General features: G+C 62.0%; 16 protein-coding genes. 3 read left to right on the top strand and 13 right to left on the bottom strand.

The features are described from left to right. The first annotated feature begins 53 nt into the window (after nucleotides 1-53). Nucleotides 54-2234 carry an adenylate/guanylate cyclase domain-containing protein gene (locus NL532_RS20365; RefSeq protein WP_023716195.1) on the top strand — a complete coding sequence of 727 codons (2181 nt, stop codon included), beginning with the start codon at nucleotides 54-56 and terminating at the stop codon, nucleotides 2232-2234. A 15-nt stretch (nucleotides 2235-2249) separates the two neighbouring features. Here the strand turns inward: NL532_RS20365 and NL532_RS20370 are convergent, their stop codons facing one another. From NL532_RS20370 to NL532_RS20390, 5 genes are all read right to left on the bottom strand, one after another. Then, entirely contained in the window at nucleotides 2250-2753 is a 504-nt protein-coding gene (locus tag NL532_RS20370) for a YHS domain-containing (seleno)protein (protein WP_023829988.1), read from the bottom strand. Nucleotides 2754-2765: 12 nt separating this feature from the next. Continuing rightward, nucleotides 2766-3356, bottom strand: coding sequence for an ankyrin repeat domain-containing protein (locus NL532_RS20375; protein WP_023695862.1), 591 nt, complete (start codon nucleotides 3354-3356; stop codon nucleotides 2766-2768). Between the two features lie 361 nt (nucleotides 3357-3717). Next, nucleotides 3718-5130: a hypothetical protein gene (locus NL532_RS20380; protein ID WP_155923635.1), complete on the bottom strand. Its 1413-nt coding sequence runs from the start codon at nucleotides 5128-5130 to the stop codon at nucleotides 3718-3720. Next, nucleotides 5120-6325 carry an MFS transporter gene (locus tag NL532_RS20385; RefSeq protein ID WP_023673783.1) on the bottom strand — a complete coding sequence of 402 codons (1206 nt, stop codon included), beginning with the start codon at nucleotides 6323-6325 and terminating at the stop codon, nucleotides 5120-5122. Before NL532_RS20385 ends, NL532_RS20380 begins: the two co-directional genes overlap by 11 nt. Before the next feature lie 106 nt (nucleotides 6326-6431). Next, nucleotides 6432-7319: a helix-turn-helix transcriptional regulator gene (locus tag NL532_RS20390; protein ID WP_023829990.1), complete on the bottom strand. Its 888-nt coding sequence runs from the start codon at nucleotides 7317-7319 to the stop codon at nucleotides 6432-6434. Nucleotides 7320-7597: 278 nt separating this feature from the next. On the opposite strand from NL532_RS20390, the gene NL532_RS20395 reads away from it, so the two are divergent. Together NL532_RS20395 and NL532_RS20400 are read left to right on the top strand one after the other, a co-directional pair. Beyond that, complete coding sequence (locus tag NL532_RS20395) at nucleotides 7598-8593, top strand: class I SAM-dependent methyltransferase (RefSeq protein ID WP_023694972.1); 996 nt, start codon at nucleotides 7598-7600, stop codon at nucleotides 8591-8593. Between the two features lie 11 nt (nucleotides 8594-8604). Further along, nucleotides 8605-9540, top strand: coding sequence for a LysR family transcriptional regulator (locus tag NL532_RS20400; protein ID WP_023716199.1), 936 nt, complete (start codon nucleotides 8605-8607; stop codon nucleotides 9538-9540). A gap of 56 nt (nucleotides 9541-9596) precedes the next feature. On the opposite strand, the gene NL532_RS20405 is transcribed toward NL532_RS20400, so the two are convergent. Genes NL532_RS20405 through trbE form a run of 8 tightly spaced genes read right to left on the bottom strand, consistent with a single transcriptional unit; the run spans nucleotide 9597 to nucleotide 17880 of the window. After that, entirely contained in the window at nucleotides 9597-9824 is a 228-nt protein-coding gene (locus NL532_RS20405; protein WP_023716200.1) for a DUF2274 domain-containing protein, read from the bottom strand. A gap of 1 nt (nucleotide 9825) precedes the next feature. Beyond that, entirely contained in the window at nucleotides 9826-11070 is a 1245-nt protein-coding gene (locus NL532_RS20410; protein ID WP_023694970.1) for a TraB/TrbI/VirB10 family type IV secretion system protein, read from the bottom strand. Beyond that, nucleotides 11067-12146 carry a P-type conjugative transfer protein TrbG gene (trbG, locus tag NL532_RS20415; protein WP_050589310.1) on the bottom strand — a complete coding sequence of 360 codons (1080 nt, stop codon included), beginning with the start codon at nucleotides 12144-12146 and terminating at the stop codon, nucleotides 11067-11069. The genes NL532_RS20410 and trbG overlap by 4 nt, the downstream gene beginning before the upstream one ends. 55 nt (nucleotides 12147-12201) lie before the next feature. Then, entirely contained in the window at nucleotides 12202-12885 is a 684-nt protein-coding gene (trbF, locus tag NL532_RS20420; protein ID WP_023731494.1) for a conjugal transfer protein TrbF, read from the bottom strand. Between the two features lie 2 nt (nucleotides 12886-12887). Beyond that, nucleotides 12888-14249, bottom strand: coding sequence for a P-type conjugative transfer protein TrbL (trbL, locus tag NL532_RS20425; RefSeq protein ID WP_286487420.1), 1362 nt, complete (start codon nucleotides 14247-14249; stop codon nucleotides 12888-12890). 1 nt (nucleotide 14250) lies between these two features. Then, nucleotides 14251-14646 (bottom strand): putative entry exclusion protein TrbK-alt, encoded by a 396-nt coding sequence (gene trbK-alt, locus NL532_RS20430; protein ID WP_023731538.1) that lies wholly within the window; start codon nucleotides 14644-14646, stop codon nucleotides 14251-14253. Between the two features lie 10 nt (nucleotides 14647-14656). Next, the gene (trbJ, locus tag NL532_RS20435; protein ID WP_023731539.1) at nucleotides 14657-15415 is read right to left on the bottom strand and encodes a P-type conjugative transfer protein TrbJ; all 759 of its coding nucleotides are present in this window, start codon (nucleotides 15413-15415) and stop codon (nucleotides 14657-14659) included. Next, nucleotides 15412-17880, bottom strand: a complete 2469-nt coding sequence (gene trbE / locus NL532_RS20440; RefSeq protein ID WP_286487421.1) for a conjugal transfer protein TrbE — start codon at nucleotides 17878-17880, stop codon at nucleotides 15412-15414. Before trbE ends, trbJ begins: the two co-directional genes overlap by 4 nt. Nucleotides 17881-17891: the final 11 nt, after the last annotated feature.

A 17891-nucleotide genomic window follows, 5' to 3' on the forward strand; every position in this document is an offset into this window, starting at 1 on the left:
CTAGAATAGGCTGCGCGAAGCCGCTTGATCGACCAAGGAGGGCGCAGGCAGGTATGGAGCGAAGGCTTACCGCGATCCTTGCTGCCGACGTGGTCGGCTACAGCACGCTCATGGGCGAGGATGAGGTCGGCACGCTCGAACGACTGAAGGGTTGCCGTCGAGAACTGGTCGACCCCGCGATCAAGGAATTCCACGGTCGGATTATCAAGCTCATGGGAGACGGGGCGCTGGTCGAATTCGCCAGCGTCGTTGATGCCGTCCAATGCGCTGCCGCGATTCAGCGCCGGATGGCTGTCCGAGACCCGGGCACCTCCGACCCCCGCCACATCCGGTTTCGCATCGGCGTCAATCTCGGTGATGTCATCGTAGAGGAAAATGACATCTACGGCGATGGCGTCAACATCGCCGCGCGCCTCGAGGCTATGGCCGAGCCGGGGGGTGTATGTATCTCCGGAACCGCATTTGATCATGCCGTTCACAAGGTTGATGTCGGCTTTGCCAGTCTTGGCGAGCAGCGCCTCAAGAACATCGCCGATCCGGTTCGCGCCTATCGATTGCTGCTGGATCCCGCAGCATCGGGAAAGGTCACGGCCGCGCCACACCGGCCGAGCTCGCGCGTCATCATCCTGGCAGGCGCCGCCGCCTTGGCGATCGCCGCGATTGCCGGCATTTTCGCATGGCAGAAGTTCTCAGTGCCATCGCGGCCATCGGTTGCCGTGCTGCCGTTTGCAAACCTCGGCGGCGATCCAGGCCAGGACTATTTCGCTGACGGCATCACCGAGGATCTGATCACCGACCTCACCAAGCTGTCCGGTCTGGACGTCATCGCGCGCAACTCGGTGTTCGCCTACAAGAACAAGCCTGCAGCGCTGGCGGACGTCGCGCGCGACCTTGGCGTCCGCTTCGTTGTCGAGGGGAGCGTCCGCCGCACCGGCGAGCAGATCCGCCTCAATGCCCAGCTCATCGATACGGCAACGGGCGACAATCTGTGGGCCAACCGGTTCGACCGTGGCATGGCCGGCGTGTTTGCCGTCCAGCACGAGATGAGCGGCGAGATCGCCAAGGCGCTTGGCATGCAACCTTCGGCAGCGGAAAGCGAGCGCATGGCGCGGCCGCCGACGAGCAATCTCGAGGCCTATGATTACTATCTACAAGCCGAGACGGCGTCACGCAGCGTCCTGCAGGCCGGCCTGCGGGAGGCGCTCACGCTCTACGACAAGGCGGAGGAGCTTGACCCCGCCTTTGCCGAAGCCTTCGCGGCCGACGCGCGCACCACAATCTATATCTGGCGGGAGGCCTTCAACGACGTCATCCAGAGCGCGCCAGCACGAAAGAGAGCATATGAGAAGGCGAGCCGAGCTTTGGAACTCGACCCTGACCTTTCGTCGCCCTATGCAATTCTTGGGATCATGCAGGTCGTGAATCGCCGCTACGAAGATGCGATTGCCTCTGCCAAGAAGGCTGTTTCAATCGGTCCGGGCGATGCAGAGGCGCAAGCAGCCCTTGGATATGTTCAGTTATACGCCGGCAATCATGCCGAGGCAGCCACTGCGGTCGAGACGGCGCTCAGGCTCGACCCCGACCTCTCAGCGATCAACCGGGAAACTGCTGGGCTGGTTTTTCTGCTCCAGGGCAATGTCGAGAAAGCGATCGAGACTCTCGAGCACACACGCGACGATGCGTCCACGGTTGGCAACTTTCGGTTTACGCTCGCTGCGGCGTATGTCCGCGGCGGCCGCCTACCGAATGCGAAAGCCGCAATCGCCGAGGGGCTCCGCCTCGTAGCAGGGTCCAGCTACGTGGACTCTTTGGCTGGGTGGGAGATGACTCATGCACATTTTCGGAATCCGCAGGATCTGGCGATACTCGTCGCCGCACTGCGCCAGGCGGGCCTCCCCCAATGGCGCTTCGGCTTTACCCCGGCCGAACAGGACCAGTTACAGGGTGCCGAGATCGCGTCCCTCGTCATTGGCCATACACTGCAAGGCCAGATCGAACCCGGTCTCCAACCAGCCTTCCTTCAGATCGGAAGCGACGGCAAGGCGGCCTTCCGCTCTACGACGCGGCTAGTCACCGAGACCGTCTACGTCGATGGCGATCTGTTGTGCGAGCAGAGCGAGAACCTGTTCGGTCGCCCCGACTGTGGTCCCGTCTACAGACGCAACGACGCAGCCGGCAAAAGCTACTCCTATGCCAATACAAGCAAGGTGTTTCACTTCACCGTGGTTCGGTAGACGCACACGCGCGTCTCAATGATAGTGATCGAGTTCCAAATTGGCCGCGACCTTCGGCCAGTTGGCATCGGCTTTCGGGATATTTTCAGCTGCATGCGCGGCGAAATCATCCGCATTGTCGACGTCGTAGATCAGGTAGAGCTTGCCGTCGATAATCTTGAATGCCTCAGGATCGACATTGACCGTGACCCCCCCGCCCACGACTTCGCCGGCGCAGTACCCGCCATATTGAGGAGCGTACTTGACCGGTTCGCTCATGAACATTTCCTGGTGTTTCTTGCTGGCGAAATGCCAAGGTGTCCCCAGCCATTCATAAGTGAACTCTTCGGAGCCCTTCACGGCCTTGCCGTCAGTGAAGTAAGCGACCGTGTCGTAGCCCATGATCGCCACACCACCAAAATAGCCGGTGTTTACCGAATCGTCGGCACATGCCGATCCCGCGCCGGCGACCACAGCTACCGCGACCAGGGCAGCCTTCCCCAAACTCCGAACCAGTCGTAGCTTGATCATCGTGCTCATCTGTATCCTCCGTTAATCGTGGATCTCGGCGCACTTCGCCGCGTTCGCCTCGCCAAGAATTTTGGCTTGGCAGGTAGCACCATGGCGTTTGAAAAGTCGTATGATATCCGTGTTGCCCTTCCAGAATGCGCGCGTTATCGGCATGTAGCCATGCCCCTCGGCATGGTTCACATTGGCACCTTTCGCAATGAGGAACTCGGCCAGTTCAATGTGGTTTTCCTCGCCGGCCACCAGCAACGGCGTAGCACCCGCCTTGTTGGCGGCATCGTCGAGCACCGCGCCTTTTTCCAGCAGCAGCTTGGCGATCGGCAGGCTGCCCGAGAAGGCCGCCGCATGAAGCGGGGTAAAGCCGCCCGAGTTACGCGCCATGATGTCGGCACCCTTGGCCAGCAAGAAGTCGGCGATTTCCGGCTGGTTATCGAGCGCTGCAGCGATGAGCAGCGTTGCCTGGTCGCGCGCCCGGCTGTCGACGTCGGCACCGCCTGCCAGGGCTTGCTCCACGGCACCCTTGTCGCCGGCGGCGATGGAGTCGAACAACTGCTCACCTGCGGCTGCTGTTGTAGCCGCCAAAACCAGCATTCCAAGTGCCAGCAATCCGCGCATTGTGCAAGGTAGCATATTAGCTTGTGGTCATACAAGCTGTCCTGGGCACATCAGGTGGATCCAAGGCGGACGGCGCGGCCAGACATAGCGAACGCGGCCCAGGGCGGGAAGGCGTTAGTGCTACTGGCTTCGTCAGTACGGCACCGGTCCAGGCTGAATTTTGAAGAGCGTCGATTACCGAGGCGCCGAGCGGCGTCGAACGTAACCGCCTGTTGCTCCGTTGGGATAGCCGGTAAGCGCAAAGGTGGCCGTTGGCGGAAGTGTCCGCTTTCGGATGCAACTATGGCTTGCTCAATGACCGACATGGGGCGCAAAGCTGCCATTCGTAACCGGCGTACACATAGGAAGTGCATAGGACATTTCAGGAAAAGGCCCATTCCGCATCGGACGGCGTGACCAACCCCTGCCGCAGTCGGCTGTGAAGTTCATTCCACGACGGGTCTGTCACGAAGCCTTTCATGCTTCCACAAGCCTCGGCGAAGGAAATGTCGCCCAAACGGCCGATGAGATCACTCATCGCGCCGTTCCTGCCCTTCAGGAATAGCTCGAGCGGATCATCATCACACTCAATTACCCGATGTCCCCAAGCACCCGGTACGTCGTCGCTTGCGAGAGCCTGCTGAAGATCTTCATCCACGCCTGTGGCCTCAAGCGCCCGGGAGACGACATAGCGCATCAGGGGGTAATAGATCGGCTGATAGCTGCCTCCAAGCGCGCGCACGCCGGGCAGGATCGACAAAACCAGAAACATCAGCAGGAGATTCGGGACAAGGCTGCGATTTGCCAGCCGCTCAAGGATATCGGGGGCTGTGAAGCACGCCACCTTCATACCGGTCGCGGGATCGATGAGCTCTCCGGCAACCAGACGCAGCGGAAGGCGTTTGCCATTTTCGTAGAGCCAGAAGAAGTCGGTACCGCGCGCGAGCCAGCCACTCCAGGGGCCGGACGCGAGCCCATCGATGCCGGCAAGGATATTGGAGGCGAACTTCGGGTCTTCCAGCAGTCTCATGCGTAGCCAGGAATTTTCGTCCGACAGATGGTCGGCCACCAAGTCGGCGATATCCTCGTCGTCGATCTGCAGGAAGGCAAAGCGGTGTCCGAACATTCTTGGCCAAAGGATGAGATTGGCTGCCTTGATGGCATGCGCCGGCCGGTCGAATTGCGTTTTCGGCAGAAGGCTACGAAGCAGCGTGAGCGCGTCTCCCCCAGTATTTGGCTCCCTCGGTAACAACTCGAACCTGTAAGGTCCCGGCCCGGCTAGCAGGCTGTATCCGATCATCCGGCTTCGGCTCAGGCCAAAGACGTTGACCGGCTTGCCGTCAACGGTGATCCAGCCTGGTCCCTTGCGTGGCTTTTCGACGAGATTCACCGTCGAAACGGCGTAGGAAACGTAGGTCGAACAGCCATGCGCCGAGAGACCAAGGAGGCTGAAGATATGCGTATAATAGGCTTCCGGCTCCAGGAGGAGAAACAAATGAGGGCCTGTCTGCAACACGCGGCGCCTTTGGAAATCCCTGCAGATTTCCAAGGCGGTATCGGCAGACAACCCGTTTCGTGTCGCTGCCTTCCTGATGATGTCGAGTAGTTTGGTGAAGGCTCGGAGCCGGATTTCTGGCATGGGAACCGAAGCCGGCGCCGTAAACAGGCGAAACGCATAATCACGGATCGGCCGGGAATGGTATGGGCTCATCCAGGGGTAGAGTGCCGTCAGCGACCCCAGGACTGCCTGTTTCGCATCTACGCCTGCTGTTAGCTCTTCCACCTCACGTTTCACCTTTTTCTCGTGTCTGAATTACACCCACGCTCAAACACAAAATACTGACGAGGAGCGCCACGCCAAAGCTCAAGAAAATCGTCGAAGGAAATGCTCGATCTCCGACAGCGGCGGCGATGCCGAAGATGAGTAACCCGAGCACCACGGCCACACTATGCATAATGCCTTTGGCCCGGCCCAAAAGATAAATGGATACATGCGACTGCAATGTGACTTCAACGCTGACGCGTCCAAGATTGTATAGAAATCCGAGCGCGACAAAAAGGATCACTGTCCAGGGCGTGGGCAGAGATGCCAGCGCCATGAGTACCAGCGCCGTTAAGCCCAAAAGCATGAGATGCCGCACGTGGGTACTCATCGCTCTTTCAATCCGGAACAGAGAGACCGCACCGATCAGTGAGCCCGCCGACCATGCAGCCTCAAGGTAGCCGAAATCCGCGGCAGTACCCTTCTGCTCCTGGAAGACGAAGCTAGATCCCATGACGCTGACAAGCACCGCGCTTGTGTAGAGAAGCGCGTAGACGCCGATGAGACGACGCAGGCTTGGATCTAATTGTGCTGCCGAGATTTTGGCGAAGCGGACATCACGCGAAACCGGTTGCAGCCGCATCAAGGCTAGGCAGCCCGATGAAAACAAAAAGAAGGCAGCAATAACGGTGAATGGCAGGACTGGGGAGCGATCATGCAGCAAAGGCCCTGCAAGCAAAGCTGCGCCGAGATTGCCGACCTGCATGACGAAGAAGACGGCGGAATTCGAGGCTACAAGATCGCGGCCGTCAGCTATCACGGGGATCATTGATTGAGAGCTTGTAAGCGCGACACGGTCGCAAAACGAAAAGAGGGCCGCTGACAGACAGATAATCACAAACACGTCCATGTCGAGAAGCGCGCAAGCGGTAGCCAGCATAACGACGAAGCGGCTGAGGTCTGCCGCAACGTTCAAGCATCGCCTGTCAAATCGATCCGCCGCTACACCGGCCAGAGGGCTCGCGATGAATTCGACAACGCTGACGATCGCAAGGAACGTCGCCACGCCGGCGGTTCCGTACCCTCGCTCGACGAGAATCCAGGCGGATGCGATGTAGTAGCCGTTTCGGGCAACGGCCGCCGATAGCGTGCTGGCCAGGAATCCGAGGCAGGGACTGGACCGGCCGGCCCGTCCTTTGCCATGATGAACTCGAACCAGGTTTGACATGAGCGGCGTATCCGGCTGACCGCCGATGGATACCGTCTTCCGCCAAGCCTGCTTTACTGTGATGTTGGGGTTTTCCGATACTTGCTGAGAACCGACAAGCGGGGGGCTAGATTCTGCAGTTACGACGAAACTCCGTCGGGACCGCGCCGAATGCCCGCTTAAAGGCGGTCGTGAAATGGCTCGAGCTGCCGAAACCACATTCCATCGCGATTTCCGTCGCCGACAGACTGGTCGATCGCAGCATGTCCGCGGCCTGCTCCAGCCGTCGCTGCGCAATGAATGCGTGCGGCGTCATGCCTGTCGACTGCTTGAAGGCCCTCCAGAAATGGAACCGGCTAACCCCAATTTCTTTCGCCAGATCGGCGAGCGTAGGTCTGCCGTCCGACAACGTCTCGATCATGTCCACCGCCCGCTTGAGATCGAACGATGACAAACCGCCTTTTGCCGGCTCCTGATGGAAGCCGTTCAACCTCAACATTTGGCCGAGCAATTGCGTGGCGTGGCACTCCACCATCGTTGCGCTGATGGGGTCAGGCTGCTTGAGCTCCAAGGCAATCCTCTGCAACGCCAACTCTACAGTGCCGTCCCGAAACCCGATCGACGGCGGCAGCACTGCCGGGCGATGGCGAGCCGTTCCCGCAAACACATCGTCGGCGAACTCTTTTGCAATCGAGACTAGGAGGTAGGAAGCGGTCGCGTCCCCCTCGTCCCACCCATTCCAATCACTGCCGGCGGGCATGAAGATTATCGAACCGGCCCGGCGCGGCAAAAAGGCAATCCGGCGCCCATCCACGATGTCTTCTCCGCGGCACGCCGTGCCCTTCAGGTTCATCAGGAACAAATGGTTTGGCTGCAGGATTCTTGTTTCCTGGCGCTCAAGCCCGGTTCTTTTGACCACGTCCGCCCGCACGCTCCCCCAATTCTCATATTTGTGTGTAAGCGACTGGTGCCGGGAACGGCGATTCTGGGTCGGGTCGAGCGCAAGAGTATTCACGTATCCGCAGCCTCCTTACTGGCGAGCGGCCAGTCGGCGCATGATGTGGCGAACCATGGGTTGCTGAACAACACGCAAATAACTCTGGATTGGTAGAAGATGTGACTTTAGCGAAAAAATGGCAAACGAGTGAAAGCCGCCTGTATCCGGCAGGCCTACCAGTTGGCTCAGCCAATACTTGAGCCCGGTGAAATATTAGACCCCACTTATCTTGGTGGAATTTCCCCCATCGACGTATCGGCATCTCACCAATGGAACGGTGCTGGAGGCATACTGCGATGCGTGGACTCGACGACTTTCTGGCTGAGTGCGACCACGGCCCACGGATCAACGGACTGGCAGGCTTTTTCGCGGCGACCGCCGCTGGCAAGAGCGGGATGCCAATCCGCAAGCCCGTCGCCGACGCCCGGCTTCTGCCGAGCGATGAACTGCTGCGCGGCCTGGTCAGCCTGCATGCGGCACGACAAGGCTTTTTTGACCAGCATTATCACGGCAGCATTCCCTACAGATTGGAGGAGGAGTGCCGGACGGCCTACGCAATGCTGAAATACGCACGGGATCGTGGTGGTCCGCATTCGCTATACAGCCTTGGAACAGCGGAAGGCACGATGGCGAGGACACTGTCCGAACTGTCGGAGGGACAGATACGCACACTGTCGTGCAGCCCGAACGCGGAGAATTACAATTGCTTCATGGCTTATGGCGAACCGCCGCACGCTGACTTCTTCGTCGGCCCCTTTCATCATTTGACAAAGGACGTCCTGCGTTCAGATCCGCGACTGGCAAATTTTGCCCACGGGTTCGACATCATTCTCGAAGATACGACCTTTCAGATGTACTCGCCCAACAGAGCAAGCCAGATCGAATTCGTGACCCAGCACCTCAAGCAGGACGGAATCTTCGTCTTCGTCGAAAAGTTCCGGGCAACCGAGGAGCCGGACTACAGGCGTCGCGAATACCAGAAGGATTTTGGGTTCAAGGCGCGCTATTTTCCCCCAGATGAAATCGAGAAGAAGCAAACCCTCGTTCTGGATACGATGTTCGGCAATGAGGTGACTTTGGCACAGATGGCCGACGCCATACGCCAGCATTTCAGCTACTGCTCACTGACGTGGAACAGCGGAAATTTCTGTAGCCTGGCGGCGAGCAATAGCGAGGAAAACCTAAACCGGTACCTCTCCCAGATGGCCACTCCGGCCATTCCGCACGAGTACGTCTACGAAACGAGCTTGTGTCCGCCCCTGCCCGTTAGCGTCCCTGCCGCGCAGGAATAGGCTCCTGCGCCTTGGGACAGGTCGACAACACGCTCCGCCGTTTGGACCATGTCTTCGCAGCTGTCGACCATGGCAGCCTCAGGCAGGCTGCAAGAGTTCTCAGAGTGAGGGAATCCTGTGTCAGCCGCAACATCGTAGCTCTCGAGCAGTTGCTCGACATGCAGTTGTTTGACCGCGACGTCCATGGCGTTCGGCTGACCGAGGCAGGCCGGGCCTGGGTCGATCTTGTCCGGGCCCATTATGAAGGCTTGCAGGATGCACTGGCTGGAGGTAGTCGCGGTCACCAGGATGTCAAAACGCTCAGGATAGGATTATGCGCCCAGATGGGGCGCACGTTCGTGACACGTCTCATCGATCGTTTTGGCCGTTTACATCCAGACGTGTGCGTCGAGATCGAAGACGTTCCACTCGAACAGTGCCTGGCGGCTATACGCCGCCGGCGCCTCGACATCGTCTTCACGCACGGGCTTGAGAACGCCGCCCTGTGCCGTAGCGAGATATTTGCGCACGAGCGTTTGTTCGTTCTCCTGCCCTGCTACCATCCGCTTGCAGAAAAGCCTGCGGTCAGATGGGCAGATCTTGCAGATACGTGTCTGCTGGTTTCAGGCGAATCCTCCCGGGATCCGCAATTGCTGGAGCATATCGCTGCGAATGGTGGCCCCGCTATCCAGATATGTCGCGCCAGCGAAGCAACGGTCATCCTCAAGGTGCAACTCGGTCAAGGCGTCACTCTGGCGGGCGAGGGTTTTGCCAGGACAGTCGCCATCGACGCCACAGTGTGGAAACCGATCCGTGGGCAGAGCAGCATCAGTTGGATCAAGGCAGTGTGGCTTGAATCGAACCCAAAGCGCGCGCTCTTGCGGCTGGTTGGGACCGCAAGAAACATGGCGACAGCAGCACGACCCGGGACCTGTCAATGGAGGAGCTCGCCGCGGCGCGATTTCTGAAGTCACGCCATGAATGGGAGGCGCGACTGACCGGTTCGACTTCGGTCCCCAGGCCCTTAGCCAGCACTTTCCGAACGCTTTGCCCTGGCAAAGCCCCGATCCGTCGCAATGAACCGCTCCAACATCGCAACGATGAGGCGCGGCGCATCGGCGGGCCGGTGCCCCGCTTCGCGGCCGAGGATCTCGGCATAAGCGGTCAGGTCACGGTGCAATGCCGCGGGAAGCTCCACCATGACCTTGACAGGTTTGTCGTCAGCGATTGGCCCCAGTTTCAGCTTGGCCATTTCAGCCTCCATAAGGTTCAAGCACGAGATCGCGCGTGACGATGACGCGCACCGGGTATCCCGGTCGGATGGTGAGTGTCGGCGCTATATTGAGCTGCCGCTGCACGATCTGCTGGCCTGTCTGGCTGATGCTGTCGGAAGCACCCTGACGAAGAGCGCGCATGATGTCGCTCTCCTGGCCCGATGAGCCTGCCTGCGCGCCGATGCTCAGAACCGTGGAGAGCGCTGCAGCCTTGAAGAGCTCGCCCCAGTGATAGTCAACGCCGTCCTCGAGCCCAGCATAGCCTTCCGCGTCCGCGCCAGGCTGACGTTCCAGAATGATGGAGCGGCCGTTCGGAAAAATCAGTCTGGTCCAGACCAGCAACACGCGACGCTGGCCGAAGCCGACACCATTGTCATACTGGCCGATGAGGCGCGTCCCCTGCGGAATGAGACGGACTTGTCCGGTGGGGCTGTCATAGACATTCTCCGTCACCTGCGCGGTAATCTGACCCGGCAGGTCGGAGCGAATGCCGGTGATGAGGGCGGCCGCGATGACAGCGCCCGCCTGCAGGACGTTTTTCGACGCCGGCGCCGCGACGCGATCAGGCGAGACGGTTCGCTTGTCCGCCGGCTGATCAAGGAACGCGCGCTGCCGGTCCTGCGCCGAGGGCGTGGCCGGCTGCGGCGCGAACCCAAGGCTGGAGAGATCAGGCCGTGGCACGGTTTCTGTCGTGACTTGAGCGACGGTCGTGTCACTTGCAGGCCGCGTTTGCGTGGACGCGAACAAGCGCGCCGTCCTCGCCGCTTCCAGTTCCTGCTCCCGGCGCTGCTCCTCCTGGTCCAGTCCAACGGGACCTGTTGATAGCGCGGGGCCGCCATTCTGCGCGGCGAGGATCGGGCGGCCGAGATCGCCGGGAAGCGGTGGGCCAAGCTTTGGGACGCCTGCATAGTCCTTTGGCAGGCCGGCGAGCCCATCGGGCGTCGAGCGATTGTCGGTTGAGTACAGCTCCTGACCCTGGCCTTGTTGACGGTTCTGCAGCGCGTAGATCAGCGCACCGCCGACAGCGAGGCTTGCGGTGAGCCCCAACGCGGCCAGCGCCTTGCGGGACAGACGCGTCACCCGCGGTTGCTCGGCGCGCAGCCGCATGGCTGCGGCCGGCTCGCCTGTCAGGGGCCGGGCGTCATCCTCGACCGACGCCTCCGGCCGGGCGTCATCCGCCGGCCCCCGGCCCTCTTCCTTCCCTGGATCCAATCTGTCGCTCATGATGACGACCCTCCCCTGTTTGTTCGGAGGGACGTCGCTTGCGGGGTCTCACCAGGGCCACGCATCCATGAAAATCGACTGCTCTTCACCCCATCGGTGCGGGAGATGCGGATGCGCTGCTGGTTCTTGCCGGCGCCGAAGCGCAACTCGGCGGCGGCAAACAGCCGGTCGACGATCATGTAGTTGCCGCGCACGCGATAGTTGACCAGCTCGGACGTGTCACCGTCCGGCCCGACGACGAAGAGTGGCGGCATCTCGCCCTGGCCGATGCCCCGCGGGAATTCGATGAACACCTGCTTACCATCGTCGAAGGCGCGCAACGGCCGCCAGGGTGCGCGATCGCCAGTCACGTCGTAGCGGAAATTGACGCGAGAAAGATCGATGCCCGTCGAGACCGGCTGCACAGCTTCAGCCTCTTGGTTCTGACGCCGCAAAGCGATGAGTTGGTCCTGCGGATATTGCCAGGAAACCGATGCCATATAGGTCGACGGCGTCGAGCGCAGTTCCATGTGATAGGTCCGCCGATCGGTGTTGATGACGAGATTGGTGAGAAGGTCGGCGCGCGTCGGCTTGACGAGGATGTGGACCTGCTTGGCGCCGCCCGTACCGCTCTCGGTATCGCCGATGATCCAGCGCACGGTGTCGCCGGCGGCGACGGGACCGGAGCCGACGAGCTGCTCGCCGGGCTGCAGCGCGATGTCGGTGATCTGCCCCGGCGAGGCATAAACCTGATAGAGCGCGCCATCGACGAACGGATAGACCTGCATCGAGTTGATGAAGCCGTTGCGGACAGGCTGGACGCGCGCGGCCGCATTGGCCAGGTTCACGCGCGCGGCCGGATCGGTCGGTTCCGGGTCGGGCTTTGCGGCCTTGCCGACCGGCTTCAACTGGCCTGGAAGCGGCAGCGGCTTGGACAGCTCCACCACCTTGACGGGCGGGGGCGGATCGACCGCCTGCACGGCCGGGACCGGATCGTCATAGGAAATCTCCGGCGGCTTCTGCCTGGTGGCACAGCCCGCAAGCGCCGAGGTCAAAAGCAGAAGTGCTGGAAAGGCCATTTTGCGTAAGGCCGGCATTGCGCGAACGAGGAAAGCCGGACACCCCCGGGGGCGGTGTTGCAGAGTGCGGGCATCATTGTCCAAGCTCCTTCGACCAGTTGATGGCGTTGATGTAGATGCCGAGCGGATTCTTCCTCAGCGTGTCGGCGTCGCGCGGGGGCTGCATGACAATGGTGAGAATGGCCGACCAGCGCTCCGTGGAAGCGAGTGATCCATCCTGATAGCGGCGTTCGATCCAGGCGATGCGGAAGCTCGCCGGCGATGCGCGGATGACCGACGACACGTCGACGGCGACCTGCTGTTTGCCGACCTTGGTGAACGGGTCATTGGCGCGCGCATAGTCGTTGAGGGCCAGCGCCCCGCTCTTCGTCGCGAAGTCATAGGCGCGCAGCCAGTTCTGCCGCACGATGACCGGATCGGCGGGGATCGACCTCACCTGTTCGATGAAGTGTGCCAGGTAGAAGGCAATCTGCGGATCGCTCGGCTGATAGTCGCCGATCGCGGGTCCCACGGCCTGCGCCTGGCCGAGACGATCGACCTGCACCACCCAAGGCACGATCGAGCCTTTCGCGGATTGCCAGATGAGCGCTGCGGAGAAGCCCGCGGCGAGCGCCAGGCAACCGAAAGCCATATACCGCCAGTTGCGCGCCTGCACGCGAGCGGAACCGATGCGCTCGTCCCAGACCTGCGCAGCACGCTGGTAGGGCGTCTCGGGTTGTGGGGATCTGCCGTAGTGCGTGGACGGTCGTTTGAACATGCTTAGTCTCTTTCAGAGAGGTTGATCGAGGAGCCGCCGCCATGGCTGTCGCCACTGCGGACAGCGTGGGCGGCGGCCTGGACGCCATGGGACATCTGTTGCGAGCGCTTCATGCGCTTCGCCCAGGCAGGCTGACTTTCAGTGGCGGAGGACGCAACGGGAGCGGAGCTGGCTTCGGGCGCGTTCGCGCCGATTGTGCCAGCCGTGGAGGATCCGCCTGTCGTCTGGAAGGCAGCGCGAGCGCCGGACTGGAAGCTCTGCTTCATGCTGCCTGCCGCATTATTTGCCGCTCGCTTCAGCGGTGAGATGGCGCCCTGCGCGCCGGCGCTGATGACACCGCCGAGCCCGGATGCGACGCCGGAAAAGCCTGACTGTCCCGCCGCGCCGAGGCCGTAGGCTGTGGATGCCCTGCCCGCGGTGGCGGCACCGCCACGGGCCGCCGTTGCAGCACCGCTGCTGACAGCCACGCCTCCGGACACGATGGCGCCGCCGGCCGCTGTGCCCACTGCTGCCATGCCGCCGGCGGCGAGCCCGGTGCCGACCGCCGCACCCGCGCCGAGCTGCGGGCCGCCGGAGACGAGACCGTTGGCGATACCAGGTCCAAATATGCCAAGGCCGAGCAGCGACAGCGCGGCCAGCACGATCGCCATGGCGTCGTCGATCGACGGCGTGGTCCCGCCGAATCCGGAAGTGAACTCGGAGAAAAGGGTTGAGCCGATGCCGATGATGACGGCGAGCACGAGCACCTTGATGCCGGACGAGATGACGTTGCCAAGCACCCGCTCGGCCATGAACGCGGATTTGCCGAACAGACCGAAGGGTATCAGCACGAAACCGGCGAGCGTCGTCAGCTTGAACTCGATCAGGGTGACGAAGAGCTGGATCGCCAGGATGAAGAAGGCCAGCAGCACCAGCGCCCAGGCGAAGAACATGCAGGCGATCTGGATGAAGTTCTCGAAGAAGGACCAATAGCCCATCATGTTCGAGATCGAGTCCAGCAACGGCCGGCCGGCATCGAGCCCGGTCTGCGCCACCTTGCCCGGGCGCATGAGATCGTTGACGGTAAAACCCGTACCCGAGGCCTTCAGGCCAAGCCCGGCGAAGCTTTCGAAGACGATGCGGGCGAGATTGTTCCAGTTGGAAATGAGGTAGGCGAAGACGCCGACGAAGAGCGTCTTCTTGACGAGGCGCGCCATGATGTCCTCGTCGGCACCCCAGGACCAGAAGAGCGCCGCCAGCGTCACGTCGATGACGATCAGAGTTGTGGCGATGAAGCCCACCTCGCCGCCGAGCAGGCCGAAGCCGCTGTCGATGTAGCGTGTGAAGACTTCGAGGAAATGGTCGATGACGCCCATGCCACCCATGTCAGCGCGGCTCCGGCCGAGGCGGCTCGACCTGCATCGCGGGAGCGGTCACATCCGTCCCCTCCCCTTCTTGCCGGTCGCCTGACGCGGGCACATTCGGAAACAGCGTTGTCGGCGCTACCGGCGCAGGCGCGGTTGCCGAGTCACGTTGACGGAGAAACCGGCGCCGGCTCTCTGCCCAGGCTTTCAGACAACCGGGATCGCGAGGACCGGCCTCGCCGATCCCGGAACAGCGGCGCAATTCGAACGCGAGCAGGTCTTGTGACGCGGTGGAACGGTCCCGTGTCCCAAGGGCGTCAGGCTCATCGTCCTTGCTGCTCATCTCGATCGCGGTCACTGTCAAAGCGACCGCGATGAAGACGACCGCACTGACACGAGCGAGGATCTTGCCATCCATCGCTCCGGCCTCAGTTCTTGCCATAGAACATCTGCGCACTGCCGGGTTGGTAGCCCGAGCCCTGCGTCAGGAAGCGGCGGCGCTGCTCCCGGCCCTGGTCGGCGGCGGTGGCCTGCTCGGCCGATTGCAACGCTTGCGCCCGACCATTCGCGGCGACGACAGCGGTGAGATCGGCAAGCTGCTGCGCCTGAAGCCCGAGGAGCTGGTTGCCGGCCTGTGTTGCCTGAAGCGCGCCCGTCGCACCCTGGCTTTGGCCGACCAGTGCCGACATCTCACTGCGATTGGTGTCAATGTTGCCGACGACGCCCGCCTGCACACGCATGGCATCCTGAAGGCCACCAACCGTGTTGCCCCAGCGCGAGCGCGCGTCGGCGACGAGTTGCTGATCCGAAGCCGATAGCGAGACGTTGCCGTATTTCTGCTGGAAGGCCTGATCGATCTGCCGCACGTCATAGGCAACGTTCTGCGCCTGACTGAGCAGTTGCTGCGTACGCTGCACGGACTGCTGAAGCTGTTCCAGCGAGGAGAACGGCAGGCTTGCGAGATTGCGCGCCTGGTTGATGAGCATCTGCGCCTGGTTCTGGAGCGAGGTGATCTGGTTGGTGATCTGTTCGAGCGAGCGCGCTGCCGTCAGGACGTTTTGCGAATAGTTCGAGGGATCGAAAACGATCAAGGCCTGTGCCGGTGTCGTCAGGAAAGGCGAGAGCGCGGCAGGAGCGACAAGCAGTGCGGCGGCGAACCGCATGCCAAGGGAACGGCGTTGTTTCATGGGGACTTCTCCTTGTTGGTGAGGGCGGGGCTGGTTAGGGCGGGGCTGGTTATGGCGGGAACGAGTTCAGCGGCCCAGCCGACGCCACGGTGGCTAAGCCAGGCTGCGAGGAATCCGTCGCGGCCGTGCTCGGCGAAGATGCGGGCGATCGCGGCCTGGTCGGTCTTCGAGGACACAGCGCAGAGCGCGAGCGCCACATCGGACAGACCGAGCTCGAACAGCCGGTTGCCGCGTCGGGACTGGCAGTAATAGTCGCGCTTTGGCATCGCCCGCGCGATGATCTCGATCTGCCGATCGTTGAGGCCGAATCGACGATAGATCGCCGTGATCTGCGGCTCGATTGCGCGCTCGTTTGGCAGCAGAAGCCGGGTCTGGCAGCTCTCGATGATCGCGGGCGCGATTGCCGAGCCGTCAATGTCGCTGAGCGACTGCGTGGCGAAGATGACGCTGGCGTTCTTCTTGCGCAGCGTCTTTAGCCATTCGCGGAGCTGGCCGGCAAAGCCCTCGTCGTCCAGCACAAGCCAGCCTTCGTCGATGATGAGAAGGGTTGGCGAGCCATCGAGCCGGTCCTCGATGCGATGGAAGAGATAGGACAGGACGGCGGGCGCGGCACCTGTTCCGATCAGCCCCTCGGTTTCGAATGCCTGGACCGACGCCGATCCGATATGCTCGTGCTCGGCATCGAGCAGGCGGCCATAGGGACCTCCGACGCAATAGGGGCGCAATGCCTGCTTGAGATCGTTTGATTGCAGCAGCACGACCAGGCCGGTGATGGTGCGCTCCTCGACAGGCGCGGACGCCAGAGAACTCAACGCCGTCCAGATATGCTCCTTGATCTCAGGCGTGATCGTTACATTCTCACGCGTCAGGATCGCCACGATCCAGTCGGCGGCCCAGGCGCGCTCGGGGACATCGTGAATGCGCGCGAACGGCTGAAGACTGACGCTATCGGACGCTCCATCGCTGAGATCGCCGCCGAGATCATGCCAGTCGCCGCCCATGGCGAGTGCCGCCGCGCGGATCGAACCGCCGAAATCGAAGGCGAAAACCTGCGAGCCTTCATACCGGCGGAATTGCAGCGCCATCAGTGCCAAGAGCACGGACTTGCCCGCGCCGGTCGGGCCGACGATCAGCGTATGGCCGACGTCACCGACGTGAAGCGAAAGCCGGAACGGGGTCGAGCCTTCGGTCTTGCCGAAGAGCAGAGGGGGCGCCGCAAAATGCTCGTCCCGCACAGCGCCCGCCCACACCGCTGAAAGCGGTATGATGTGGGCGAGATTGAGCGTGGAGATGGGAGGCTGGCGGACGTTGGCGTAGACATGACCCGGCAGGCTGCCGAGCAAGGCGTCGACGGCATTGATGGTTTCGATGATCGCCGTGAAATCGCGGCCCTGGATGACCTTTTCGACCAGGCGCAGTTTTTCGTCGGCGATGCCAGGATCATCGTCCCAAACAGTCACCGTCGCGGTGACATAAGCCATGCCCGCATAGTCGGCGCCGAGCTCCTGCAGCGCCATGTCGGCATCAGCGGCCTTGTTTGCGGCGTCGGTGTCCACGAGGACGGACGCTTCGTTGGTCATCACTTCCTTGAGGATCGCGGCGACCGACTTGCGCTTGGCGAACCATTGACGCCGGATCTTTGTCAGCAGCCTGGTGGCATCGGTCTTGTCGAGCAGGATCGCGCGTGTCGACCAGCGATACGGGAAGGCCAGCCGGTTCAGTTCGTCGAGCAGACCCGGCGTGGTCGCGGTCGGGAAACCCGTGAGCGTGAGAATGCGAAGATTCGACGCGCCAAGCCGCGGCTCAAGCCCGCCTGTCAGCGGCTGGTCGGCCAGCATGGCATCGAGATACATCGGCGTTTCGGGAACGCGGACACGGTGGCGATTGGTCGAGACGCAGCCATGCAGATAGGTCAGCGTCTCGGCGTCATCGAGCCACTGGCACTCCGGCATGAAGGCTTCGACAAGGCGCAGGACGCGGTCGCTGCGGTCAGCGAAGCCGGTCAGCACCGCATTAGGGTCCAGGCCCTTCCGCTCGCGCCCTTCGTAAAGCCAGCTTTCCGCGCGGGCGGTGTCTTCGGCGGGCGCAAGATAGGTGAGAGTCAGGAAGTAGCTGGACTCGAAATGCGCGCCGGCCTCCTCGAAGCCCGCCTTTCGCTCCGCATCGACCAGCGTGGAGGCCGCATCTGGAAAGCGGCTGTCGGGATAGCCGGTCGAGGCATGGCGCTGCGCCTCCACGAAGATCGCCCAGCCGGAGCCGAGGCGGCGAAGGGCATTGTTGAGCCGGCCGGCGACAGCGACAAGTTCGGCGGGGACGGCGCTGTCGAGATCGGGACCGCGAAAGCGCGCGGTCCGCTGGAAGCTGCCGTCCTTGTTGAGGATGATTCCGGCGCCGACCAATGCCACCCAGGGCAGGAAGTCAGCGAGCCGGCTGCTACGATTGCGATATTCGGCAAGATTCATCATCCGATGGCCCC

This window comes from Mesorhizobium sp. C120A, from assembly GCF_030323105.1.
In the GTDB taxonomy this organism is placed as follows: Bacteria; Pseudomonadota; Alphaproteobacteria; order Rhizobiales; family Rhizobiaceae; genus Mesorhizobium.